The sequence below is a fragment of the Ornithinimicrobium murale genome (assembly GCF_003352835.1).
Taxonomy (GTDB): domain Bacteria; phylum Actinomycetota; class Actinomycetes; order Actinomycetales; family Dermatophilaceae; genus Ornithinicoccus; species Ornithinicoccus muralis.
On sequence record NZ_QLVD01000019.1, the window covers coordinates 193,283 to 217,023 of the forward strand.

At 68.0% G+C, this 23,741-nt stretch carries 25 protein-coding genes, 4 tRNA genes and 1 pseudogene; 14 read left to right on the forward strand and 16 right to left on the reverse strand.

The window, feature by feature from the left end; genetic code table 11:
* Positions 1-63: 63 nt before the first annotated feature.
* The 8 genes and pseudogenes from DPQ65_RS16485 to DPQ65_RS16490 all read left to right on the forward strand — a co-directional run.
* Positions 64-1,314, forward strand: a complete 1,251-nt coding sequence (locus tag DPQ65_RS16485; protein ID WP_420330075.1) for a hypothetical protein — start codon at positions 64-66, stop codon at positions 1,312-1,314.
* Positions 1,311-2,801, forward strand: a complete 1,491-nt coding sequence (locus tag DPQ65_RS07505; protein ID WP_114906708.1) for an ATP-binding protein — start codon at positions 1,311-1,313, stop codon at positions 2,799-2,801. The genes DPQ65_RS16485 and DPQ65_RS07505 overlap by 4 nt, the downstream gene beginning before the upstream one ends.
* Positions 2,801-3,364 carry a hypothetical protein gene (locus DPQ65_RS07510; protein ID WP_114906709.1) on the forward strand — a complete coding sequence of 188 codons (564 nt, stop codon included), beginning with the start codon at positions 2,801-2,803 and terminating at the stop codon, positions 3,362-3,364. The genes DPQ65_RS07505 and DPQ65_RS07510 overlap by 1 nt, the downstream gene beginning before the upstream one ends.
* The gene (locus DPQ65_RS07515) at positions 3,361-5,145 is read left to right on the forward strand and encodes a TraM recognition domain-containing protein (protein ID WP_114906710.1); all 1,785 of its coding nucleotides are present in this window, start codon (positions 3,361-3,363) and stop codon (positions 5,143-5,145) included. The genes DPQ65_RS07510 and DPQ65_RS07515 overlap by 4 nt, the downstream gene beginning before the upstream one ends.
* An 84-nt stretch (positions 5,146-5,229) precedes the next feature.
* Entirely contained in the window at positions 5,230-5,673 is a 444-nt protein-coding gene (locus DPQ65_RS07520) for a single-stranded DNA-binding protein (RefSeq protein ID WP_114906711.1), read from the forward strand.
* A 19-nt stretch (positions 5,674-5,692) separates the two neighbouring features.
* Entirely contained in the window at positions 5,693-6,271 is a 579-nt protein-coding gene (locus tag DPQ65_RS07525; protein ID WP_114907009.1) for a hypothetical protein, read from the forward strand.
* The gene (locus DPQ65_RS07530; protein ID WP_114906712.1) at positions 6,268-6,525 is read left to right on the forward strand and encodes a hypothetical protein; all 258 of its coding nucleotides are present in this window, start codon (positions 6,268-6,270) and stop codon (positions 6,523-6,525) included. Before DPQ65_RS07525 ends, DPQ65_RS07530 begins: the two co-directional genes overlap by 4 nt.
* Positions 6,526-6,693: 168 nt before the next feature.
* Positions 6,694-7,746 (forward strand): annotated as a pseudogene (locus DPQ65_RS16490) (recombinase family protein); the annotation flags it as partial.
* Between the two features lie 598 nt (positions 7,747-8,344).
* On the opposite strand, the gene DPQ65_RS07540 reads toward DPQ65_RS16490, so the two are convergent.
* The 7 genes from DPQ65_RS07540 to DPQ65_RS07565 all read right to left on the reverse strand — a co-directional run bounded on the left by DPQ65_RS07540 (position 8,345) and on the right by DPQ65_RS07565 (position 11,070).
* Positions 8,345-8,420, reverse strand: a tRNA-Ala gene (locus DPQ65_RS07540).
* 141 nt (positions 8,421-8,561) lie between these two features.
* Positions 8,562-8,635 (reverse strand) — tRNA-Pro (locus DPQ65_RS07545).
* Between the two features lie 75 nt (positions 8,636-8,710).
* Positions 8,711-8,782 (reverse strand) — tRNA-Thr (locus DPQ65_RS07550).
* 250 nt (positions 8,783-9,032) lie between these two features.
* A tRNA-Trp gene (locus DPQ65_RS07555) sits at positions 9,033-9,105 on the reverse strand.
* Positions 9,106-9,189: 84 nt separating this feature from the next.
* Positions 9,190-9,318 (reverse strand): hypothetical protein, encoded by a 129-nt coding sequence (locus tag DPQ65_RS16305; protein ID WP_272947643.1) that lies wholly within the window; start codon positions 9,316-9,318, stop codon positions 9,190-9,192.
* A 214-nt stretch (positions 9,319-9,532) separates the two neighbouring features.
* Positions 9,533-10,402: a restriction system modified-DNA reader domain-containing protein gene (locus DPQ65_RS07560; protein WP_114906713.1), complete on the reverse strand. Its 870-nt coding sequence runs from the start codon at positions 10,400-10,402 to the stop codon at positions 9,533-9,535.
* Between the two features lie 38 nt (positions 10,403-10,440).
* Entirely contained in the window at positions 10,441-11,070 is a 630-nt protein-coding gene (locus tag DPQ65_RS07565; RefSeq protein ID WP_114906714.1) for an exonuclease domain-containing protein, read from the reverse strand.
* Between the two features lie 51 nt (positions 11,071-11,121).
* Here DPQ65_RS07565 and DPQ65_RS07570 point away from each other — a divergent pair, with 51 nt between their 5' ends.
* Positions 11,122-12,099: a tyrosine-type recombinase/integrase gene (locus DPQ65_RS07570; protein WP_114906715.1), complete on the forward strand. Its 978-nt coding sequence runs from the start codon at positions 11,122-11,124 to the stop codon at positions 12,097-12,099.
* On the opposite strand, the gene DPQ65_RS07575 is transcribed toward DPQ65_RS07570, so the two are convergent.
* Positions 12,096-12,326 carry a hypothetical protein gene (locus tag DPQ65_RS07575; protein WP_114906716.1) on the reverse strand — a complete coding sequence of 77 codons (231 nt, stop codon included), beginning with the start codon at positions 12,324-12,326 and terminating at the stop codon, positions 12,096-12,098. The two genes, DPQ65_RS07570 and DPQ65_RS07575, sit on opposite strands and share 4 nt — an antisense overlap.
* A 9-nt stretch (positions 12,327-12,335) precedes the next feature.
* Here DPQ65_RS07575 and DPQ65_RS07580 point away from each other — a divergent pair, with 9 nt between their 5' ends.
* Positions 12,336-12,938, forward strand: a complete 603-nt coding sequence (locus DPQ65_RS07580) for a hypothetical protein (RefSeq protein ID WP_114906717.1) — start codon at positions 12,336-12,338, stop codon at positions 12,936-12,938.
* 35 nt (positions 12,939-12,973) lie between these two features.
* Positions 12,974-13,474, forward strand: a complete 501-nt coding sequence (locus tag DPQ65_RS07585) for a hypothetical protein (protein ID WP_114906718.1) — start codon at positions 12,974-12,976, stop codon at positions 13,472-13,474.
* Here the strand turns inward: DPQ65_RS07585 and DPQ65_RS07590 are convergent.
* The 7 genes from DPQ65_RS07590 to DPQ65_RS07615 all read right to left on the reverse strand — a co-directional run bounded on the left by DPQ65_RS07590 (position 13,449) and on the right by DPQ65_RS07615 (position 19,166).
* The gene (locus tag DPQ65_RS07590; protein WP_114906719.1) at positions 13,449-14,444 is read right to left on the reverse strand and encodes a KTSC domain-containing protein; all 996 of its coding nucleotides are present in this window, start codon (positions 14,442-14,444) and stop codon (positions 13,449-13,451) included. The genes DPQ65_RS07585 and DPQ65_RS07590 overlap by 26 nt on opposite strands.
* Positions 14,445-14,483: 39 nt before the next feature.
* Positions 14,484-15,671, reverse strand: coding sequence for a hypothetical protein (locus DPQ65_RS07595; protein ID WP_162802079.1), 1,188 nt, complete (start codon positions 15,669-15,671; stop codon positions 14,484-14,486).
* A gap of 98 nt (positions 15,672-15,769) precedes the next feature.
* Positions 15,770-17,308, reverse strand: coding sequence for a vWA domain-containing protein (locus DPQ65_RS07600; RefSeq protein ID WP_114906721.1), 1,539 nt, complete (start codon positions 17,306-17,308; stop codon positions 15,770-15,772).
* A complete protein-coding gene (locus DPQ65_RS07605; protein ID WP_114906722.1) occupies positions 17,305-18,168 on the reverse strand; it encodes a hypothetical protein in 864 nt (287 codons plus the stop codon). The genes DPQ65_RS07600 and DPQ65_RS07605 overlap by 4 nt, the downstream gene beginning before the upstream one ends.
* Entirely contained in the window at positions 18,165-18,770 is a 606-nt protein-coding gene (locus DPQ65_RS07610) for a 5' nucleotidase, NT5C type (protein ID WP_114906723.1), read from the reverse strand. Before DPQ65_RS07610 ends, DPQ65_RS07605 begins: the two co-directional genes overlap by 4 nt.
* The gene (locus tag DPQ65_RS15615) at positions 18,754-18,921 is read right to left on the reverse strand and encodes a hypothetical protein (protein ID WP_162802080.1); all 168 of its coding nucleotides are present in this window, start codon (positions 18,919-18,921) and stop codon (positions 18,754-18,756) included. The genes DPQ65_RS07610 and DPQ65_RS15615 overlap by 17 nt, the downstream gene beginning before the upstream one ends.
* Positions 18,918-19,166: a hypothetical protein gene (locus DPQ65_RS07615; RefSeq protein WP_114906724.1), complete on the reverse strand. Its 249-nt coding sequence runs from the start codon at positions 19,164-19,166 to the stop codon at positions 18,918-18,920. The genes DPQ65_RS15615 and DPQ65_RS07615 overlap by 4 nt, the downstream gene beginning before the upstream one ends.
* A gap of 62 nt (positions 19,167-19,228) precedes the next feature.
* On the opposite strand from DPQ65_RS07615, the gene DPQ65_RS07620 reads away from it, so the two are divergent.
* Together DPQ65_RS07620 and DPQ65_RS07625 are read left to right on the forward strand one after the other, a co-directional pair.
* A complete protein-coding gene (locus DPQ65_RS07620; protein ID WP_162802081.1) occupies positions 19,229-20,464 on the forward strand; it encodes a hypothetical protein in 1,236 nt (411 codons plus the stop codon).
* Positions 20,465-20,498: 34 nt separating this feature from the next.
* On the forward strand, positions 20,499-21,839 hold the full coding sequence (locus tag DPQ65_RS07625; protein ID WP_114906726.1) for an AAA family ATPase: 1,341 nt from the start codon (positions 20,499-20,501) through the stop codon (positions 21,837-21,839).
* 77 nt (positions 21,840-21,916) lie between these two features.
* On the opposite strand, the gene DPQ65_RS07630 is transcribed toward DPQ65_RS07625, so the two are convergent.
* Entirely contained in the window at positions 21,917-22,564 is a 648-nt protein-coding gene (locus tag DPQ65_RS07630) for a hypothetical protein (protein ID WP_114906727.1), read from the reverse strand.
* Between the two features lie 102 nt (positions 22,565-22,666).
* On the opposite strand from DPQ65_RS07630, the gene DPQ65_RS07635 reads away from it, so the two are divergent.
* Entirely contained in the window at positions 22,667-23,716 is a 1,050-nt protein-coding gene (locus DPQ65_RS07635) for a hypothetical protein (RefSeq protein ID WP_114906728.1), read from the forward strand.
* Positions 23,717-23,741 lie beyond the last annotated feature (25 nt).

Sequence of the window (23,741 nt, forward strand, 5' to 3'; positions counted from 1 at the left end):
AAGGGTGCGGGCGGCGCACCTGACCCGTGACCCCACACTCGCTCGCGTTCACGGGAGACCACGATGCCCACGTTCCACGACCCGCTCGCCGATGCGGCTGAAGCCTCCGAGGCGCTGCGCGGCCTCGCCCACGCCTCCCGAGTGTTCGATGACCCGGCCGACACCTACACCGTGTTCGGCGACCTGACCGCCAGCCTCCGGTCCCTGCGCCAGGTACTCGATCAGCTCGCCAACGCCCACCTGAGTCACCAGGGCCGGGCGTTCGACGACGATGGCAACCCCGCCACCGGTGCGGCCGACGCACTGGCGGCAGCAGACGAGCTGCACGAAGCCGGCACCCTGCTGGATCAGGCGCATGACCGGCTCAGCGCAGCGTTCTCTCACTCCGGGCGCATCGCCTGGCACGCCCAACCCACGCCAGAACAGGCGGCGGTGCGTGAGCGGTTGGCTGCACGCCTCGACGGCGACCCCGCCACCGCGATCACGACCGTTCAGGCGGGGACGCTCACGTTGGCGGTGTGGCCCGATACGCCGGTGGGTGAGCATCAGCGCTACGCCTACCGGATCACCGACACCACCACCGGCCAAGAGCTGGAAGGGCGCGACCTGTTCACCGGCGCCGGCACCCCTGTCGAGCCCGACCGCGCCCTCCGCGACCTTGCCACCTTCCTGAGCGCGGCGGGCGAAGCTCACCAGTACGCGCTCGATCATCCCGGCAGCGGCCCGGAGCACGAGGGTCTGTTCCCGGCCTGGGTGGCTGAGGCCGCCCGCACCAACACCGACGTCCTGGTCGAGCTGAGCGAGCACGGCCCCACCGATTCCTCCGACCCCGGGCCTGCGCGGGTGGGGCGGCGGTGGCTCAACGTGGTCTTCCTCCAAGGCGACGAAGCCGATGCGGTGCTCGACCTGATCGACCGCAGCGGCGCCGACGCAGCCATCGAACACCTCAAGGGCTGGGACTACGGCGATGAGACCACCGATGCGGCGTTGGAGAACGGCTATGTCTACGACGATCAGCCGCCGGCGAGTGGCACCGACCGGACCCTCACCAGCAGCGAGTACGCGGTGACCTACAACCACGCCCTGGGCCACGTCGGCCTCTATCGGCAATTCGACACCCCGTCCGACCCGGTACTCCTGAACGACCCGCCCGTGTCGGCCAGCATCAGTACGGGGCCGTCGCCTCATGCGCAGCAGGCAGCACCGGTTCACGGGGGTCGTGAGGCGCGGCGTGCGGCATTGGGCGCGGACCGCGACTGGTTCGTCCAACCGACCCGCACCTCAACCAGTCCATCGCATGGATTGTCGCTGTGACCGGCATCGAGCGGGAACGGCTGCACACCTCGGTCCTGGTCGCCCCGGCCAAGGAACGCCGACGGCTGCGCAAGCAGCGTCGCCAGGCCGCTGCGAGGCTCCAGGCGGAGCAACGCGCCGCCGAGAAAGCCACAGCGAAGGCGAAGGCGGAGGCGGATCGGGCCGAACGCCGCGCCACCACCTACCTGCCCGCGGCCGGTGAAGCCGGCCCAGCAGCGCTACGTACGCCGGGCCGATTCCGCCTCCCGCGCCACCAAGACACCAGTGCCACGTTGGCGGGGGCGTATCCGTTCGTCGCCGAAGGCGGCCTCGGTAGTGATGGCGTGTTCGTGGGCCAAGACCTCTACTCGGGCGGCTCGTTCGTCTACGACCCTTGGGTCTTGTATGCCCGCGGCATCATCACCGCACCCAACGTGGTGCTCGCCGGAATCGTGGGCTCCGGCAAGTCCTCCCTCGCCAAGAGCCTCTACACCCGCTCGCTGCCGTTCGGACGCCGGGTCTACGTCCCCGGTGACCCCAAGGGCGAGCACACCGCGGTCGCCGAGGCAGTCGGCGGGCGGGCGATCGTCCTCGGTCACGGGCTGAACACTCGACTCAATCCCCTCGATGAAGGCCACCGACCCGGCGGGCTGACCGATGAGCAGTGGATGACGACCGTGGCCTCGCGTCGCCGGGACCTGATCGGCGCCCTGGCCGAGACGGTGCTGGCGCGCGGGTTGACGCCGTTGGAGCACACGGCGATCGACCTCGCCCTCACCCAGACCGTGCAGGAGAACGACGTGCCGATCCTGCCAATGGTCGTCGACCACATCCTCAACCCCACCCACGACGATGACAGCGGGCGTCTGGCTGAGGACGGCCGGCTCGTCGGTCACGCCCTGCGCAGGCTCGTGGCAGGTGACCTCCAGGGGCTCTTCGATGGCCCATCGACCGTCGCCTTCGATCCGTCGCTGCCGATGATCAGCCTCGACCTCTCCCGCGTCACCGAGAACTCCACGCTGATTTCGGTGCTGATGACGTGCTCGTCGGCGTGGATGGAGTCGGCGCTGTTGGACCCGGCCGGTGGGCAGCGGTGGGTGATCTACGACGAGGCCTGGCGCCTGATGTCCCATCCGGCGCTGTTGAAGCGGATGGATGCGCACTGGCGGCTGGCCAGGCATTACGGGATCGCGAACATGCTGATCTTCCACAAGCTCTCCGACTTGGACAACGTGGGCGATGCCGGTTCGGCCATGCGCTCCCTCGCCAACAGCCTCCTCGCGAACGCGGAGACCAGGATCGTCTACCGGCAGGAGTCCGACCAGCTCGGTCCCACCGCGAAGGCCCTCGGGCTGACCGGCACCGAACAGAAGCTGCTGCCGTCATTGGGAGTCGGGCAGGGGTTGTGGCGGATCAAGGATCGCTCCTTCGTGACCCAGCACCAGCTCCATCCGGCTGAGTTGGAGTTGTTCGATACCAGTTCTCGGCTCACGCAGGGGGTGAAGTGATGCCCTCGAAGAAGCCACGCCACCCGTCCCGGCGAGAACTCTCAGAGACCCCGGTCGTGCTGCCGCATGTGATCATCACCGTCACCGAGGCCGGCGCCTTAGACGTCACTGTTGACGGTACGGCGTTCCCGCCACCGGAGAGCGGAGCGTGGACACGGAGCACCTTCGGCCCGCTGCTGGACGCCATCACCGCCGACCGCACCATCACCGTGCGGATCGAGGTCCACGAGACCGACGGGTCCGTGTTCACCGACATCATCCACGCCCGTCGACCCACCCGACCCACGCCTGCCAAGAACGACCCCGAGGCCCAGCCGGGTAAGCACACCAAGAACAAGGACAGGCAGCTGCCGCCGCTGATAGAGGTCACCGCAGAGGGGTTCGTGCCCGGCGAAGACACCGCGGTAGCGGTCGTCGCCTCCCACACCGACGCCACCGGCACAGGTCACGCCCGTGCGCTGCTCGACACCGCCCAGTTCAAGTCGGCGCTGCGTGACGGCACCGGCGAGGTCATCCTGTTCGGCCGCGTCTCCGGCACCACCGTGGTTCGGCAGCTGCCATGAGCACCCCCGGACAGCGGCAGAGCGGGAGCATGGGCGATGAGTTGACCAACGCGGCCCTCATCGCACTGATCGGGGTGTTCGGGGTCGCGCTGATCCTGCGCACCGCAGGTAGTGTGGCGGCGTTCCTCACCCGCACACCCCAACCCGCCGCTGGCCCAGCATCAGGGCTCGGCGTGCTGTTCAACCCCGCCGACCCCGCGACAGCGCTGGACGCCGAAGGGCTGAACCCGGTCGCGTACTGGATCACCACCGCCGTCCTCCTCTCCGGGCTCGGTTTCGCCGGGGCGTGGGTGTGGGCGCGGCTGCGTCGCCATTCGCGCAAGGTCGAGACTGACCCGCGTCGCCTGGCCGGCACCGCCACCGGTCCCGAGGTCACTCAGACCGCCTCCGGCAAAGCGCTGCTACGCCGGGCCGGGACACTGCGACCCTCACTGGATGCCCCCGAGCCAGCGGATGTCGGCTATCTGCTCGGCCGTTCACGGGGTAAGCAGGTGTGGGCGTCGGTGGAGGATTCGATCCTGCTCATCGGCCCGCCCCGCTCCGGCAAGGGCCTGCACGTGGTCATCAACGCCATCCTGGACGCCCCCGGCGCGGTGGTCACCACCTCCACGCGGCCGGACAATCTCACTGCGACGTTGCGTGCCCGTGAGCGTGATGGCCGGCCGGTGGCGGTGTTCGACCCCCAGCACCTCGCCGAGGGCATCCCCGCCGGGATGCGCTGGTCACCCATCCGGGGCTGCGAGGACCCGCTGACGGCGATGATCCGCGCCACCGGCTTGGCCGCCGCCACCGGACTGTCCGCTGGCGGGGTGGAGTCCGGGGGCTTCTGGGAGGGCAAAACCCGCACCGCCCTCCAATCCCTGCTGCACGCCGCAGCACTGGACCACCGGCCACCGGCCGAGCTGTTCCGCTGGACCCTGGACCCCACCGCGGCAGCCGAGGCAGTGGCCATCCTCACCAACACCACGCAGGCCGCCACCGGGTGGGCCGACTCGCTGGGGGCGATGATCGACTCCGACCCCAAGACCCGCGACTCCATCTGGCAAGGCGTCGCACTCGCCTTGGGTGCCCTCGCCGACCCCCGCGTGCTCGATGCCGTCTCACCACGGCCGGGTGAGGGCTTCGACCCCGAGACCTTTATCCGCCAGCGCGGAACCCTCTATCTGCTTGCCACGGGTGCGGGGGCAGGCGCCTCCGCGGCCCTGGTGGCGGCGTTCGTGGAAGACCTGATCGAGACCGCCCGCCGGATCGCCGCACGCTCACCCGGCGCACGTCTGGACCCACCGCTGCTGCTGGCACTCGATGAGATCGGCAACCTCGCACCGCTGCCATCCCTGCCGACGCTGATGGCCGAGGGTGGCGGCACCGGCATCACCACACTCCCGGTCTTACAGTCCCTCGCCCAGGCGCGGGAGAAGTGGTCGGACAACGCCGCCGGGGCGATCTGGGACGCGAGTATCGTCAAGATCATCCTCGGCGGCGCTTCCAACTCCCGTGACCTTCAAGACCTGAGCACGCTCATCGGCGAGAGGGACGAGTACACCGATTCAGTGACCCTGGGCGATCACGGCACCCGCTCCAACCAGCGCTCCATACGCCGGTTGCCGATCCTGCCGCCCGACCGGATCAGGACGCTGCCGTTCGGTACCGGTGTCACCCTGCTGCGCTCTGCGCCACCGATCGTCACCGATCTACGTCCTTGGCCCTCGCGTCCTGATGCCGCCCAGCTCAAGGGTGACCGTGCCGAGATCGAAGCGCTGCTGCGCCGGCCGGGCTCCTGACCCGCGCGTGGTCGGGTGGGCGCACCTGTCTGGCACGAGCGGTCCTGAACGTGGGGCCGCGTGATGTGTCAGGAGGAGAGTCTGATGGCTATCCGCACTCAGGAGTCGTTCTCGGGGTTCGTGGCGTCGGACCCGCAGCTGACTCGCACCGAGAACGGTGATGCCCGGCTGTTCATGAAGGTCGGCAAGGAGCACTACCGGCAGGAGGAAGACGGGTCGTTTACGCAGTTGGAGACCACCTTCCACAACCTGGTCGCGTTCAAGGCCGCCGCCGAGCAGGGTCACGCCAGGTTGGCCAAGGGCGACAAGTTCGTCGCCGAGGGGTACGTCCGCGAGTACACCTACCAGCGCGGCGGGCAGGCCGTGGATGGTGAGGAGTTCGTCGCCCGCCGGCTCGGGCACGACATGGCCCGCACTCGCTACGACGTCGACCGCACCCCCCGCCGCGCCGCCGATCGAGACGCGGCCGCGTTTACCTCGCCCGAGCACCGCCCGGTCTCACAGTCGCCCGCGGCCGTGAGCATGTGACCGGAAGGGGATGCTGACGATGGATGAGTACAGCCCCGAGCCGGACGAACCCGACTACCTTGACCACGAGTCCGACGCCAAGACCGATGGTTCCGTCGATGATGTGGCGGAGCCGCCGCACCCGGTGAACTGGAACCTGCTGAACGCCGACGACCTAGAAGCCGAGTGGCTGGCGCTGAACGACTGGGTGGCGTGGCTGCGCCGCACCTACGGACTTCCCGCTAGTGTGCTGCCGCCGTTCTGGCACCGGCACCCCGAGCTGGTGTGGGAACTGTCCGCGCTGCACATCCACTGGCTGTGCGCCTACGACCCCGAGCAGAACGGGTCCGCGCCGGCCGGGTGGCACCGCGACTTCGCCGACGCCCGCAACCGGCTGCGCGAGTGGGTCGCCGCTTCTGGCACCCGCCTGGATCGCGACCGGAGCACCCGCCAGAGCGTATGGCCCGGTGAAGAACCTGCCCCACCCGTGGAGGACCTCATCATCGCCGACCGCGGCGAGGACTTCGTGCAGTTCGTGTTCGAGCAGGTCGAAGCCCGCCACGAAGCCGAGGAGGCGTTCTTCCGCACCCTCGATGAGCAGACAGGAGAAGTCACATGACCCGCCGAGAGATACACGGCAGGGACGATCGGTTGCCCGCCAGGATGCGCGACTACCGCATCGCCGCCGAGCCGCGACAGAGCCCGGACCTGCATCAGCTCGCCCAGCTCTTCATCGGCATGGCCCTCGCCCGCACCGAACAACACCACCCTGAACCAGGCAGCACCGGGCATGCATCCCCGCCCCACCGTCACGGTCATGGGCCTGTCGGAGGCGACGAGGTAGAATCAGAGCAGCAAGAAGCCAACGGCTGAACCCGCGGGTTCGGTCGTGGTGCGCAGTCCTGTTTGGCCTTCGTGGCTTACCCGGCCAGCTCCCTCGGAGCCGCCGGGTCGTGTTTCCCCTTTACGAGTCGCACCGCACCCGCGGTTCATGCGGCCGCTCGTGCTGGCCCCAACTCACTGGGGAAGGAAACACGACCCATGACCACCACGACACAACGGCCATCTGCCACCGAGGCTTTGGATCGCGTCGGTGAGACCACCACCCTCGCGGTCTCTTACCTGCGCGTGTCCACCAAGGAGCAGGCTTCCAAGGGCGGACGGGACGAGGGCTTCTCGATCCCCGCGCAGCGGGAGGCGAACCTACGCAAGGCCCGCGAGCTGAACGCGATCATCACCGACGAATTCGTTGACGCCGGCGAGTCCGCACGCAAGGCCGACCGGCCCGAGCTGATGCGGATGATTGAGTACGTCAAGACCCACCAGGTCGCCTACTGCATCGTCCACAAGGTCGACCGGCTCGCCCGCAACCGCGCCGACGACGTGACCATCCACCTGGCCCTCAAAGAGGCCGGGGTCATGCTCGTCTCCGCGACCGAGAACATCGACGAGACCCCCTCGGGGATGCTGCTGCACGGCATCATGTCCACCATCGCGGAGTTCTACTCCCGCAACCTGGCCGGTGAAGTCGCCAAGGGCATGAACCAGAAAGCCCAGGGCGGCGGCACCAACGGCAAAGCCCCGATGGGCTACCTCAACGTCACCCGCCGTGACGAACTCGGCCGGGAAGTCCGCACCGTCGAGGTCGACCCCGAGCGTGCTCCCTTGGTCAAGTGGGCATTCGAGGCCTACGCCACCGGCAACTACTCCACGATCAGCCTGCGCGAGGAACTCATCGATCGTGGCCTGAACACCGTGCCGACCCCGAAGCGGCCATCTAAGCCGCCGGTGCTGTCCACGATCCACAAGATGCTGACCAACCCCTACTACAAGGGCAGCGTCCGGTTCCGCGGCGCCAGCTACGACGGCCTACACGAACCGCTCGTCGCGCCCGAGGTCTGGTACCGGGTCCAGGCCGTGCTCACCGCCCACCAGACCTCCGGAGAGAAGACCCAGAGCCACGACCACTACCTCAAAGGCACCCTGTACTGCGGGCAGTGCGGGTCGCGCTTGACGCTGACCAACGCCAAGAGCCGCCGCGGGGTCGTCTACCCCTACTTCATGTGCACCGGACGGCACGCCAAGCGCACCAACTGCGAACGCAAGTCCATGTTCGTGCCCGACATCGAAGCCGCGGTCGAGGACTACTACCGGCGCGTACAGATACCCGAACACATCCTGCCCGCGCTGCGCGAGCTGGTCACCAGTGAGTTCGACCGACTCCACGACGTCGCCAGACAGGAAGCCCAGGCGTACAAGATCGAACGCGACGCGCTCCGCGATGAACGCCAGAAGCTCATGCAGGCTCACTACGCCGGCGCCGTGCCCCTCGACCTCCTGGGAAGCGAGCAGGACCGCATCGCTCGACGGCTCGCGTTTCTCGACGCGCAGATCAGCGCCGGAGACATCGAGTACGAACGAGCCAAAGCGCACCTGGACGACTGCCTCGCCCTCGCAGGCGACATGCACGCCATCTACATGAGCATCGATGACTCACTGCGCCGGACCGCCAACCAAGCCTTCTTCGACAAACTCATCGTCCACGACGACGACACCATCGACGGCGACCCCGGCGTACCGTTCAACGTCTTCTTCAACCCCGACGTCCAGACCCTCGCCGTCCGCCGGCAAGGACGGACGGCTGAGTCTGGAACTCAAACCGGTGATGTCGTTGGTTTGAACAACGACCTTCTGGTGGACCTGGCCGGTCTCGAACCGGCGACTTCCTGCTTGCAAGGCAGGCGCTCTCCCAGCTGAGCTACAAGCCCGAGCCGGACCAGGTGGCACCCTGGCCCGGTGGTGCACGGTGTCCGCGTGTCCGTGCCCACGCCCCGTTCGCCGACCTTCCTCGATCGTGGTGTCCAGCAGGGCAGGGGTGCCCTCGTCCGCGGTGTGCCAACCACGGTCGGTCCGGATAGCAGGAGTTGAACCTGCGGCCTCCCCGTCCCGAACGGGGCGCTCTGCCAAGCTGAGCTATACCCGGCTGGCCTGTCTTCCCGCCTCCCCTGGGCGGGCACCGACGTGTGCACCCGGGACAGGCCGAACCGGGTCGGTGGGGAGCCCAAGGCCGGGGTCGAACCGGCGACTTCGCCCGTACCATGGGCGCGCTCTACCACTGAGCTACTCGGGCCTGACCGATCCGTACTGCGTGGACCGGTCACGACACGGCACCGCCAGGATCGGCGGGTTGGCTTCCGTGTCGTCGTCGCACACCTGATGCTCCGGACCTGGCGGTCGTGGCGGGACGAGAGCGTTACCAGGCCATGCTGGTTTCTCCCGTGGCCGCGCCGGTGACCGTGGTGGCCTGGTGCGGTGTGCGGTTCCTCTGTTCAGATATCAATGTGCGGCCGGTGGTGCTGGCCTGGCCGGTGTCGGCCGAGCAGACGCGGAGGGACTCGAACCCCCAACCGACGGTTTTGGAGACCGTTGCTCTTCCAGTTGAGCTACGCGCCTATGGAGTTGTGTTGTGTGGCAACGAAAAAGGCCACCTGGTCGGGGTGTTCCCCTCCGGTGGCCTCTACGTGGTCCTGGTTGTTGTCAGGTCACGTGAGGCCTCTCGACGGGGTTCCCCCAGCGCAGCTGCTCATCGTTGTTCACGACGTGCTTCGGGCAGGAGAAGATGGCGGCGTCATACGACGTCGCGCTGAGCATGGGCTTGCGTTCCATGGCTCGTCCTTCCTACCTAGTTGCGGTGACCTATCGGTCTTACTGTGCGGGGCCTACGTCGACCCTGCTGTTGTGCCGGTGTGGCGTCTTCCTTGTTCGTGCAACACCGGCTCACCCTTGAACATGCCACGACTTTCGCCGGGGCCTCACCATTGAACATGCCACGACACTGTGACAGCCACTGGTTTTCGGTCCTGACCTGCGGTTTCGCACCTCAGGACGCGGCCGGCTCCACTGCGTCGTTGACCTCCGACTGGATGTCGCCTCGGACGTAGCGGTCTCGGAAGGTGGCGAGCGGAACGAGACCGTCATGTTTGGTCGGGACCGCCCAGAAGCGCCAGCCGGAGACGTCCGTGCTGTCCTGACTGAGCTCAGTCAGGACAGCACGAGCTGCCTGGGACGGGTAGTTCCAGGTGCGGCCACCCCAGGCGATCCGCCCGTCGTCAGTGATCTCGGCCTCCACGGCATCCAGACCGGGGCCCTCGTCGGCGGGACGCAGCGGGCAGCCCGGGTGAAGCTGGCCGCCGAGCACCAGGTCCAACAGGGTGGTCTCGGAAGGGTCGGCCATGTTCACCGGCTTGGGCCCGACGGTGACGTCATGACCGACCAGTGCCAGGACGCGCTTGACGGGGTCCCGCAACCGAGCAAGCACCGGCAGCTCGTAGTCCGGGACGGAGTCTTCGCGGGGCACCTGCTTGTTTTCGAGCCGGGCGAATCGCGCAAACCGGAACATCTCGTACAGGTCGCCCTCCAGCCAGTTGACCTGGGTGGAGTGCAGGCTGTTGTGGGACTCCCGGCGGACCAGTAGGGCACGGTAGAAGTGTCGGGACTCGGCGTGGTCGGCCAGGCGCTTCATCAGCGAGCCGGTGCGGCCCACGTAGCAGAAGTAGGTGCCGTTGGCCCGGGGTCGCTTGAGTAGCACGTACACACCGGGCACATTCCAGTCCTCGGAGAGCTCGGCGCACGACGTGGTGCTCATCAGACCGATCCGCAGGTTGGTGGTGTGGTCGATGACGTCGATGGTCTCACCGTCGGCTGGGAGCAGGACGGTGAACGGCAGGATGTCGACTGGCAGCGTGCTCATGATCTACCTGTGCCAGCTGTTTCCGTGGCAGGTCCTCATCAGCCGATCGGCACCGGCGCGAGCATGGCCCAGCGGTTGGTCTTCGGCGGGGCCAGGGGAGTGTTCTTGGGGCGGCGGTACTTCACGAACGGCGTCAGGTCATCGACCCCGGCCATTGTGCACATCGCGATGAGCACCTCGGCTGTCGCTGCGGCGTCCTCACCGGCGTCATGGTGACCCACCATGGTCCGGCCCAGGGTGTGCTGGACCAGGTCGGGCAGCCGGTAGGAGGGCAGGCCGGGCAGCAACTGTCGGGCCATCGCCTGCGTGCAGACGTAGGGGACGGTCGGCATGGCCAGCCCGGCCGCAGTCAGTGCTTGGTTGAGCATACTGAGGTCCGCGGACATGGCACCGTGGGCAACAATCGGGCCTCCCGAGAGCAGGGACCGGAGCACCCCGGGAGCCACGTCGGCCCAGTCCGGGGCGTCGATGACGTGCTCGGGGCGGATGCCGTGGATGTCGACGTTGCGGCGGTAGAAGGCGTCGTAGGGCGCGGTAGGACGAACCAGCTGGTGGTACTTCCTGATGATCGTGCCGTCGACCACCCTGGCCGCCCCGACGCTCAGCAGGCTGGCGTGGTGCGGGTTGGCGGTCTCGAAGTCGACTACCGCGGCATTGATTCCTGGCATACATAACCTGTGCCAGCCGGGTTCGTCCCAGGTGAGTGCCAAGATGGAGGCATGTCCACCATCACCGACCTGACTCCGGCCGGTGCCGTCCTGGACCCGGCAACTCGCCTGGCGATCACCGCGGCGGCCTCGGAGTCCCTGTCGGCCTCGACCCGCCGCTCCTACGACTCGGCCTGGCGGTCCTGGCTGTCCTGGTGCTCAGAGAGCGGCCACATCGCACTGGGGGCCGACCCGGCGACGGTCGCCGCCTACCTGGTACACCTGGCCGACCGCGGACTGACGCCCAGCTCGCTGGACCGGGCACTGGCGGCTATCCGAAACGCCCACCTCGACGCCCACCTGGAGGACCCGACGACCAACAGGGGACTGGCCAGGGTCCGGTCGGGCCTGCGACGGCGACTGGGGACCGCGCCACGTCGGCAGGCCCACCCCCTGACCACTGACCAGGTCCGCCAGATAGTCACGACGCTCGACCCGGCGTCACTGCGCGGGGCCAGGGACGCGGCCATCATCCTGCTCGGGTATGCCGCGGCACTGCGTCGCTCGGAGCTGGCCGGCCTGGCTGTCAAGGACGTCCTGCACCGGGCGGCCGGGCTGGTCCTGGTGGTGCGCCGCTCCAAGGGGGACCAGGAAGGGGCGGGTCAGTACGTCGGCGTCACCAGGGGCGAGCACCCTCTGACTGACCCGGTCGGTTCTGTGGACCGCTGGGTGGCGATGACCGGTGCCAAGGGGTCCGACCCGCTGTTCGTCCCGATCTCCTGGTCGGACCGTCGCCCCGGGGTGGACCCGATGTCCGGTGCGGCGATCGGCCAGGTCATCAGCGACCGCGCTGACGCGGCAGGGCTGGGGCACCTGAACATCACGGGCCACTCGCTGCGGGCAGGCCATGCGACCACGGCGGCTGAGGCGGGTGTCCCGGCCGAGAAGCTGGCACGGACGACCCGGCACCAGAACCTGGCAACCCTGGCGACCTACACCCGGCCGGCCGAAACCCTGCGGGACACGACCAGCAGCGCCCTGGGCCTCTAGGTCTGCTCGGTGTAGGCCCGGCAGACCCCCACCGCGTACCTCCAGACCCAAGACGCGCCGTCGATATACAGCCGGGAGGAGTCCCAGATGTTCTGGTCCTCGGCGTCGGTGAACCGCACCTGCTCGATCGGGAACCCCTGCATGTCGCCCTCGAAGACGAGTTCACCGAAGGCCAGGTCGAAGGAGAAGCGGCGTGCTGGGACACCTGGCTGTACGGCAGCTGGCACAGGTAAGACGTGGACACCGAACCGACGCCCGTGCTCGTGGGGCTCAGCGGGAGGGCTGGTAGCGACAAGGACACCGCCGCCAGTCTCCTGGTGAGCCGTCACGACTTCACCGCCTACGCCTTCTCGACCCCGCTGCAGGACAGTCTGCTCAAGATGGACCCGTTCGTCGACAACAGGGTCAGGCTGCGTTCGGTGGTCGATGAGATGGGCTGGAAGTCGGCCACCGCCCACCAGCGGTACGGCTCGACCATCCGGCGCTACATGGTGGCCCTGGGTGCTGCGCTGCGGTCTCAGTTTGGGCCTGACCTGCTTGTCCGGCGACTGCACGAGCAGCTGCTGGACGACTACGGGCCTGAGCTGACCGGCGCGCGGGTCGTTGTCCGCGATGTCCGGCTCGCCGACGAGGCGCGTTTCATCACCAGTCTGGGCGGGCGCGTCATCAGTGTCGTGCAGCCCGCCGTCCGCCCGCTCCCGCACGACCTGAGGGACGAGCTACCTGACGACCTGGTCCACGGTTCGGCAACCGCCGGCGGGGACCCCGATCGCCTGGACCGCCAGCTGAGCACGCTGCTGGACCTGCCTGCCCGCGCACGGAAGGACGCATTGCTGTGATCGCGATAACTAACCTCCCCGACCCTGGAGGCAACATGCCGACCAAGCCTGACGGAGCGTCCTGGAACCACGCCATGGTGTTCTCCCAGGACGGACAGATGCAGATGGCGGTGGCTGACACTGCAGGCGAGCTCCTGGCGCTGGTGATCGACGACTATCCGACCAGGGATGCTTCGGTTGAGGACCTGGTGGAACTGGACGCGGCCCGTATCGACTACGGCATCCGTCTGGCCCAGGGCATCCAGGAGTCGTGGCTGGCCTCCGCGGTGACCGAGGGCGCCCTAGAACTGGGCCAGGCAGACCCGCGCGACGTGGACGCCTGGTTCCGAGCGAAGGATTCCGGGGTCGACGTGGGGCAGTGGTCCCGGGACGTCCCGCTGGTGTGCCTCGACATGGCCTACGAACCGTTCACCGACACCCCGGCACCGACCGGCAACGTTGCGTGGGTGGAGGTCCGTGACGAGCTGTCGCTGCTGAACTCGATGAGTCAGCTCGGACTGATCGGGTGGTTCACGCCCGAGTCAGCAGACGCCTGAGCCGGTTGCTGGCCTCCTGTGCGGTGCCACGACTGTCGCTGCCGCCTCGGCGTGCGGTGGTGCTGACACCGGTCGTGCAGGTGTGTCCGGTCGCGGCGTCGGTGGAGTAGTAGGCGCCGCAGGACCCGCACTGGTCGACGGCGACCCGCTGGTGCTGGCCCTTGATCAGGTCGTTGAAGACGGCACCGGGACGGTCAGCCTTGGCCATGGCGCTGTAGTGGTTGGACGGCACGTCTCGGAACCCGTAGACCCGTCCCGGCCGGTGCTCTCCGCCCTTGGTCCAGGTGTCCTTGGTCCGCATCACCATCATGCGGCCCTGCTCCTGGTAGCCGGTTGAGCGGATCCAGCTGCTGGCGATGTCGTGCTGTCGGGCGCCGCGGGCCTCGAGACGCTCCCGGCGCCTGCGCATCAGGGTCGCCGCGCTGTGCCGGGACAGCGCCGTGGTCGGGCGACGCGCCTCCAGGACGGCACACACCGCCTCGGCTGTCGCCACCTGCTCCGGGTCATGACCGGCGACCGGCTCGACCTCCCAGACTCCTCGCTTGCCTGGGGTCACACGCATCCATGAGACGTCACCGTTCATGCTGACCGGGACGTCGAACGTCTCGTGCTGCGCCTGGCCGAACCGGGTGATCGCGGCCCGGCTCGGCATCTTGAGCCTGCCCGTGGCACCGGTGTAGGTGCGGCGTGGGGTCTGACCGGACAGCTTCGGGTAGTCGCCGCCGGGGTGGTTGTACTCACCGGCCAGAGCAGCCGCATCCCGGAAACCTTCGACCTCACGGTTCCGGCCGGTGAGGTCGAAGGTTGCTGTGGCGGGCTCGACGTAGACACCGGTGCTTGCCGCATCATCGATCTCGCTCGCCCGCACGCCGGCGTCCAGCACCACATCGGACTCGGACGCCGGCTTGGTCGCCCACTTGCCTCCGGGGCCACGAGGGTGCTTGGTCTCGTCGTAGGGCTGGGTGCTCATGCCCTGCTTACTGTGCGGCGAGAGAGCGAGACCCTGGTCTTAGGCAGCGGCAGACTGTGAGGTGGTCAGGCCAACCCGGTCCATCTGCTCGGAGAAGGCATCCTTGAACGCACGCGGGAGGGTGGCGTCGCTGGGCCGGACCTGCAACAGTCCGTGGGCGCCCTGCCAGGCCACGTCGGGCCGGACTGCCTGACCCTGAGCCATGAGTTTCATCGCGGTGGCCCACTGGTCGGCGTCGCCCGTGGCCTGAACCAGCGCCCTCAACGACAGGGTCAGGACGTACAGCCGGTCGAGCCGCCCGTCGTTCCAGTTGACGTCGACGTCACCACGGAGCACTGCGGCCGGGTCGTAAAGGTCCTGCTGGTCACGCCAGGTCATGTAGTCAGTCGCAGCCTTCTTGCCCACCGCACCGCGCAGCAGCAGCCGGGTGGCGGCGTCGTCACCGTGGTGCAGCTGCTCCAACGCCTGCGCTGCCTTGGTCCACATGCGGATGGACTGCCAGGGGCCGGAGGCGGCGTCAATGTCGTTCTCGGGGCAGTCGTTGCGGTGCTGCGGGTGGACGTTCAGGAACTGCGCAATGGCGGACCGGACACGGGTCGAGGTCTCGGTGTCCCGCGGACCGAGCAGGCTGTCCATGGACGGGTAGGCCACGTCCGCGAAGCCGCTCAGGAAGGCGTCGGTCCAGGCGTCGTGGTCGTGCTCCCACGTCAAGTGGATCATGCGGTTGGCGAACGGGGCAGGCAGGTCGTAGCCGCCGGTGGACAGGTGCGTCGGGTTCATCGCCAGCAGCACCGCCACGTTGTCCTCGAAACGGTCGGGACCGGCGATGCGCTCCTCAGTGACCCGCAGGAAAGCCTTCATGACGTCCTCTTGCAGGTTGCACTCATCGAGCAGCACGACGGAGCCGGCGTTCGGGCGGACCTTCGCCTGCTCGTTCAGCCGGATCGCCCAATCGAGGGAGAGGCTGGACTGGACCTTGTACTCCGAGCCGTCGTGGGGGCTGGTGAACTGGCCCTCGAAAGGCAGGCCGAGGAAGTCGGTGGCCTCACGGTTGGAGCCGGTCAGCGACTCGAAGTAGTAGCCCCACGAGCGGGACATGGCTTCCAGCTTGGCCGTCTTGCCCTGACCGGGCGCACCGATCAGGAGGGCGGGGACTCGCGCGGAGACGCAGGCAGCGATCGCGCGCATCATCGGGGTACCGGGGAGGGTCTGTGTCGTGGTGTTCATGACCAGGTGGTGTGGCGTGCCCAGGCGTTCGTGCACGCTGCCAGACACAAGCGCACCGGACCTCACTGGCAGGTCCGGTGCGCTTGTGATGCTATTGCTCAGGCGGCTGCCTGGTCGCGTCCCTTGCTGGGGTCGACCACCACGGTGGTAATCCAGTCGGGGACGTTGGCGACGACCTGCTCGGCTGAGCCGTTCTGGTCGACGATGCACGCGATGACCGGGAACGAAACCGGGGCCTCTGGCCAGGGCGTGAAGCCGTCCGTGCCGACGACCAGGACGTCCGGCGGGTTGGGAAGCTCGACCGCGACCCGGATCGCCTCGCACATATCGGTCCCGCCGCGCCCGTGGACGTCGGTCAGGGTAGACGCGGCGCGGTAGGAGGTGATGGCATGAACCTGTGCGTCCACGTCCATGACCCGCAGGTACTCGTCCTTGATGCCCATGACCTTGGCGATACCGACGATCTCGTTACCCAGGGCGTTCAGGTCGGCCACGCTCATCGACCCTGAGGTGTCACGGGCGAACAGCAGGCGCAGTTTGGGGCTGTACTGGCCGGGATAGATGACCTTGTTACCGGCCCCGCCCATGCGGATGTTGTGCCGACGACGGGACCGCTTGTCATAGGTGGCCTTCTTTCGCCCCATCGCCTTGGCGACGGCCCGGTTCACGACCCGGTTCAGGGTGCGGTACCAGGGCACCTGCGGGGGAGCGAGAATCTGGCGGGCTTCCTCAATCAGGCCACCGGGAACGTTGCCACGGTTCTTGGCGGTCTCGATGATGCTGTTCGCGGTGCGCTCCAGGATGCCGTCCACCTCGCTGGGGTTGACCGCCGGGGCCGACCCGTCCGCGTCGTCGCCCACCGGCAGTTCGAAGGGGGCAGGGGTGCCGCCACCGATAGAACCGCAGCCGGAGTAGTCGCTGTCGTCACCGCACTCGGGGCAGGCAGTCGAGGGCTGACCGCCCGAACCACCGGACTGGTCGCCGTCCCGGTCGCCGTCCTGCTGGTCGCCCGGCTGGCTGCCAGAGGCGTCACCGTCCTGATCCCCACCATCCTGGTCGCCGTCCTCGTCACCTGGCTGCTGGTCCTCGTTCTGGCTGTCGGGCTGCTGCTGCTTGGGGGAGCCGCAGGTGCCACACATGTTCTGCTGATGCTTGCGGACCTGGTCGCGCAGGCTCGCCAGGTAGAACTCGAAGGTCTCGTTGTCGGGCTGGCCGATCTTTGACGGGACGACGCCGAACTCACCGAGCCACGCGCAGCCGGATGCCACCAGGTCGTCGTTGATCTCACAATCGGCAGCGATATTGCTGAGTTTTCCCTCGGTCCGCGTGATGCCAGCCTCGCGCCCACGGAGCAGGTGCTGGCGCCAGACGTGGGAAGCCTCGTGCAGCAGCGCCTGGGAGCACTGGTCGGCGGTCCAGCCCATCTCGTTGATGACCGCGTCGAAGTCGATGTAGAGCCGCAGCCCTTCATCGACCGCGAAGGTGCGCAGACCGGGGGCGTGCAGGGGCCGCAGGCCGTAGAGGATGTTCGCGAAGTACGGCATCTTGTCCAGGGCCAGCGCGAGCCAGTGGGCGAGGTGCTCCAGCTGCTCCGGTGACGGCTTGTGGGGGCGGGCCCCTGTGATTGTTGTGCTCATGGACTGGTGGTGTGGCGGGCAGCCTCCTCGTCGCAGTCGCAGTACTTGGCCCAGGTCTTGGACGGCTGCGGCTGGCCGTGTGCGCAGTGCGGCTGGTGCGGACCGAAGTGCTCCTCGCAGAACCAGTTGTCGTCATCGTCGCAGAAGTGGTTGGTGCCGACGCCGCAGTCGGTGCAAGGGTGGCCGACCACCTTGACGTCGAAGACGTTCATGCCGAACCGGGAACAGTGCTTGCAGATGCCGCCACCGTTGCGGTAGCCGCGCTGCTCCCATTCGTGGCCCGGGCAGGCGTCGACCTCTTGCCACTTGGCCCAGGCGGCGTCTTCGGCCACAGCGACGGTCTCGCCCTCGCCGCGGATGAACGGGCCACGTTCGCCGCTGTCGCTGTCGGGCAGCATCGCCTCGACGAACGCCGTCCTGTAACTGCCCCAGCTGCGTTTGAACACCACCCCGGACGTTCCACCCTGCACGTAGGCACCGTTCGGCCAGTCGTTGGCCTGGACTTCGCCGGTGTGCAGGATGGCGCGGGGGATGCCCTCTGCTCGTCGGTAGGTGTCCCGGAAGCTACGGAACCGGCTGGCAGTCTCCTGATCCCAGGTGTGCATCATCGTGCCCTGGGGCAGCTCGATCGGGTAAGCGGGACTCAGCCCGACGGTGGGTACGAAGTCGACCCGGTTGCTGATGTGGTCCGGGTCGTAGGCACGCGCGGCCTCGTCGTCGATGGCCGGAATGTCCGCGACAACCAGGCCACGGCAGCCGCCCTCGACCAGCAGCTCGGTGACCTTGACGATGCGCGTGCCGGTGAACCACCAGCCGTTGCCGTGGTCGGTGATGGCGTGGAACAGCGTGGGGGTACTCATGCTGCGCGGCGTCCCATCAGGGGCTCAACGACCTCGCGCCACTCAGCCCAGGTGTCCAGGCGGGGGCCGGGCAGGGCGGCGTTGTACGGCTGGGTGAAAAACACCTGCTGCCACGACGTGCGGCCCGCCATCTGTCCGGTGATGAAGTCCTTGTCGTCGACCAGGACGTCGCCGTGCACGATGGTCTTGTCGTGGGTCAGGATGATGCGCTTGCGCCACGGGTCGCCGAAGTGCTCGGTCATCGCGGCGATCTTGTCCGAGGCGCACGTCGGGTTGTTCTTCTCCGGCGTGGAGCAGATGAACGTCTCGTAGGACTCGGCGGCCTCGTTCAGTGCTTCCACGGCTCCGGGCATCGGCGCCAGCCTGGTGTACAGCTCAGGGTGACGCATGGCCTCCCACACCATGTCGAGGGTGTGCTCGTCGCCCTGCGGCACAGCCTTGGCGAAGTCGAAGGCTCGCAACTCGGTGGCCGGCGGCAGACCGTGCTCGACGCCTCGGGCCTGCGCGAGCTCGTCCAGGATGCGGTAGAAACCCGATGACCAGTCGAACAGGACACCGTCCATGTCGACCAGCAGGATGGGGCGGTCAGTCGTCGTGGTCATTGTTTTGCTCCTCGTTGTTCTTGTCGTTGGTCTCGGTCTGGTCGTCCTCGTCTGACACGGACCGGGCTAGGTAGCCCACGACGGCGGACGCGATGATCAGGACCACCGCGGCGACCAGGAAGCCACTGTTCAGGGAGACACTGACGCTCACTTCGCACCTTCTTCCGCCAGGTCCGCGCACTCACCGCACGGTGCCTCCGAGGTGGACAGGGCCCTAATGGCGTCGGCCAGGCCGGTGTGCTCACCGGGCCGGTTGGCGAACAGCACGCCGTATGGGCTGGGCGGGCAGATGGTCACCAGCTCGTGCGCGCCGTACCTGCCCATCGGGGTGACCTTCCACACGTGGGTGAAGCGGTCGGCGCCCGAGACGGCCGGGGCAACGCGATAGGTGGTCATGGCCCCCTGGTGTGGCGTCCGAGTCGTTGCGCACAAGTCTGCGGACGCCACACCCAACCACCATGAACACCACTTCTGCACAGCCCACCCGTGACGTCCTGGCCGCCTACCGCGGCGCCGGTCACGACCCATCGACCCGGCATTTCACCGCTCATATGCGTGCCGCCTCCGCCAGTCACCTGGTGAACAGGGGCCGTCCCCTGCGCCGGATGGCCGGGCCGGGCGGGCTGCACCGCAGTGGCACCGAGCCGGACGGTCGCAACACGGTTCCGGTCTGGATCGGCAAGGAAGGCACCATGCTGTCCATGCCGGGCGAGGGTCTGCCGCCGGTCCGGGCCACAGCCAGCCAGGTGCGCACCATCCTGGACAGTGCGCAGTACCTGCTGATGCCGCTGACCCCGCGGGCTGCCTCGGCGCTCGAGTCGGCCATCGAGCGGGACGGCGACCCGGAGCTTCGCAAGGTCGCCCAGCACGTCGGTGTGCTCCGGCGCATGACGGCCAGCTCCAAGATGCTGGTCCTGTCCGCCGCCCTGTCACGGACCTTCTGGACGCCGGTCGAGCAGGAGAACGACGACGTGACTGCCTGGGCCGCTGCGCTGGGCACGAGCGATGACCCCGACGGTTGGCGCGAGCTGGCAGGTCACGCGATGACCCCCGCTCACGACTACCAGGCCAAGCACACCGACGAGAGCGGCATGGCCTCGGTGCGCGAGTACGGCAAGATCATCCGGGACACCGAGGACCGCATCGCCTCTGACGTCCTGCGCCGCCGCAGTGCCACCTCGGCAGCGACCGGCTTCGAAATGGCCACCTCGGTCGAGGAGCACTTTGGCGCGATCTGCCGCACCGACGAACTGCTGATCCCGTTCTACCTGCTCAGTGGCGAGGTCGTGGAGGTCAGTGGCCGGCGCTGGGAGGGCGGCAGCGTCGTGGGCGCGCTGTCCACGCCGTCGAAGGTGCGTACGGGTGACGTGCTGGCCATCCTGGGGCGACGGGTGGTGGACCTGCGTCTGGCTGACCTGGGCTACGACGAGCAGAGCGAGACGCTGCTCGGCGTGTTCGGTCGGACGATCCGCACGCAGGAGAAGGGCCGTGGGCCTTCGGCTGCTGCCCTGGCGGTCCTGTCCGACGTGGTCGAGCACTCCGGTCCCGTATACATAACCATCAGCCCCTTCGGTAGCTTCGGCACGGCCTCCACGGTCAAGTGGTCGCGGGCGGACGAGACGTCGATGGACCCGCTGGCGCCGATCTCGATGCCGTTGGACGTCGCCGTTGCCGGTGCCCCGGTCGGCGACTGAGGCCCAACGGCTCGCCACGCCACACCCAACCACCATGAACACCACTTCACCCTCCATCCTTGACGGCTTCGGGTTCGACTCCCGTCGTAACGAAGCTGAACTCCCGGTTCCACAGGAGCCCACCGAGAAGGGTCACGAGCCGCACACGCACCGCCCCTTGGTCCGCGACTCGATTGCTGCCCAGACGCTCTACCAGATCATCAGCGGTCAGCGGGTCATCCTCATCGACTCCCCTCCCGGCGGTGGTAAGACGAGCACGCTGACCACGGTGATCTCCCACCTGGCCAACCGTTTCGGCCAGGACCTTCCGGAGATCACCGTGGCCACGCCCCGCCGCGAGCAGGCCATGAACCTCTACCAGCGCCTCACCGACGTGATGCACCCGGCCCAGATTTCGCTGGCCGTGCGCAACATGGAGGCGCCCAAGGCAGAGGAAGGCGCACTAACCGCCTCGCAGGTGAAGGAGCTGGGACGGGGAAGGGTGTCCATCCGCACCGTGGCATCGTTGAAGCGGTCCCGCACGAGCAAGCAGCAGACAGCCGGACGCAAGCTGCTGCTCATCGACGAGGGCTACCAGGTCACGTTCGCTGAGGCTGCTGCTGCTGCGTCCGGCTTCGACCAGGTGGTCATGGTGGGTGACCCCGGCCAGATTGGTCCGGTGGTGACCGTGGACACCGGCGCGTGGGAGTCCCTGCGCCGCGCTCCGCACCGTCGTGCTCCCGAGGCGTTCGCCACGATGGACTTCGCCACGCGAATGTCGATGGGCCAGTCCTACCGGCTCGGCCCCGACACCGTCGCTGCCATCGCCCCGCTCTACCCCTTCGACTTCGCCTCGGCCCGCCCGCAGCGTGGGCTCATCGGTCTGAACGGCCAGGTGCTGCCCGAGTTGGGTCACGTCACCGTGTCGGACGGCAAGCACTCGATGGACCCCCGGCTGCTCAGCGTCATCGTCGAGCGGGTCGCCGCCCTGGTGGGCAGCACCGCCGTGGACACCGACAGCACCGGACAGCGGACCAGCAGCGTCCTGACCCAGACTGACGTGACCGTGGTGGTCGCTCTCAACACCCAGGTCACCATGCTCTCGGGGATGCTCGCTGCCGCTGGGCTCGACGATGTGCTGGTCGGGACTGCCGACAAGATCCAGGGCGGTGAGTGGCGTGCGGTCGTCGCGCTGGACCCCATGGCCGGCGGGTCCGCCTCCGAGCACCACATGGCACCGGGTCGGCTCTGCGTCATGGCCTCACGGCACACCACTCACCTGTCATGGGTGCACGACGGTCAGTGGGCTCGCGCCCTCGATGAGGCACCGCAGCAGTCAGCCACCGTTCGTACGTCCCGGAAGGTGCGCAAGGCACTGACCCGCAACGCCCTCTAAAGGGCCCAAAGACGGCTGTGCCCCGGTTAGAGAAGAAGTGGTGTTCATCTCCTAACCGGGGCACAGCTCTTTCGGGATTAGCTGACCGGGGCCAGCAACTGGCTCACGTCACCACCCAGCTCGACCGCCAGCTCGGGGTCGTCCTCCCAGATGGCCGGCGTGACGTAGTCGGCCGGGGCGTGGAAGGGCTGGCCGGTGTCGACGGCGTAGGACTCGAGCCACGCCTCGACGGGCGCGATGTACAACGTCTTGGACCCCTTCGCCTTCACCCGCGTCATCCGCAGTGACAGTGGCACCCGACCACCGAACCCCGACTGCAGGTGCTTCACAGCGATCTGGGCGCCCCCGAACGTCGGCACCGGCTCCCACTGGTCGATACCTCCCGGCCAGGAGTAACCGGCCGCCAGCCAGCGCAGCGAGCCGACCGCGGTGTTGGCGCGGGGGATCGGCACCAGACCCATCGCGTAGGGGTTCTGCGCGTTCTTGGCCTGGCGGACCGCACCGTCGGCGGCCTCCCTGCACGCCCGCGTCAGGTTGTTCCAGAACTTCACCTGGATGGACGTTCCGGGAAGCACGCGCAGGTCCCCTTCGTCGTCCTTGCGTCCGGCGCCGAGGGCACGCATCGGCCTGCGGTCCTGGACCAACAGGTGCGGGGTTCGTTGGATGAGTGCGACCACGGCGTCCCGCTCGCCCTTGTCGCCCTTGTTCTTCGCTGCATTGGCCATGAAGTACCTGTGCCAGCTGCTGGCGTGCCAGGTGATGCCGTTGCCTTGGCATGTTCACGGGTAGGAGACCTACAAACCGCCCAGACACTAAGGATTTTCACCATGGACAAGCAGGTCAGCAGCTTTCGCCGGCCATACCAGAGCGAGCCGGGCGATTCCCTGCTGCTGCCGGGCAACCCGATCGAAGCTGGGTTCACCTACGCCCACTACCAGCGGGCCACCGGCGTGCCCCATGAGCACCTGGCGAGCTCCACCATGGTCGCCGTCCCGATCCCGGTTCGCCCCGAGGATGGCTTCGGGGAGACGCCCCGGTGGCCCACGGCCCGCCCCGAACTGATGTGGCACCCGTTGATGTGGCTGCCGCACGATGTCGCCTCGCGGGCAGAGTTCGACGGGCGCACCGAGACCCTGGACGAGTTCGCTCTCCGGGTGGCGATCCAGGTGACCGAGTCCAGCCTCTATGACCCGGCCAGCGGCACCTGGCTGGACGTCCTGGCAGTGGGTGGGCTCGACGTGGATGACCCCGCTGACGTCGAGCGGGTCCGTCTGTGGCTCTCTGGCGGCCCCGACGCCCTGCTGGACGGACTCTCCGAGACGGTGGGGAACCTCCTGGACATGCGGCCGGAGGTATCCCCGGAGCTGGCCGACCACCTCGAGATGACCCTGGACGAGCTGCAGACCGCCCGTGATGAGTACGACCCGCTGTACGCCCACCGCTCTGCCCGCGACTCCCTGCAGTTCCTGTCCGAGTGTGGCTACGCGATGGCCGCCGAGGCGATGCTGGACGCACTGGACGACCTGGCCCTCGGCGAGGTCGGCGAGCCAGACCCGTACGCACCGATCAACTCCCCGGAGTACGTCTGGAAGCCCGGATCACGCAAGTCGCTGACGGTGACGTTCATTCGGCTGACCCGCGACTTCCTGAACGGCGCCGAGCACACTGGTGCCCTGGAGGCGCTCGAGTCGCAGGTCCAGGCCTTCGACGGCACCGACGACCAGTTCCTGAATGGCCCGATCTCCGCCTTCCGTGAGGTCCTGGAACTGGTCCGACACCTGTACCAGGGATCCCTGGATGAGCTGTACGGCCAGGGCTCGGCCCGCGAGGAAGGTCATGCCCTGACCGAGCTCGCTGCCGACTCGGCCACGGCATGAAGCGGCCGTAGTCGCTGGTCCTGCG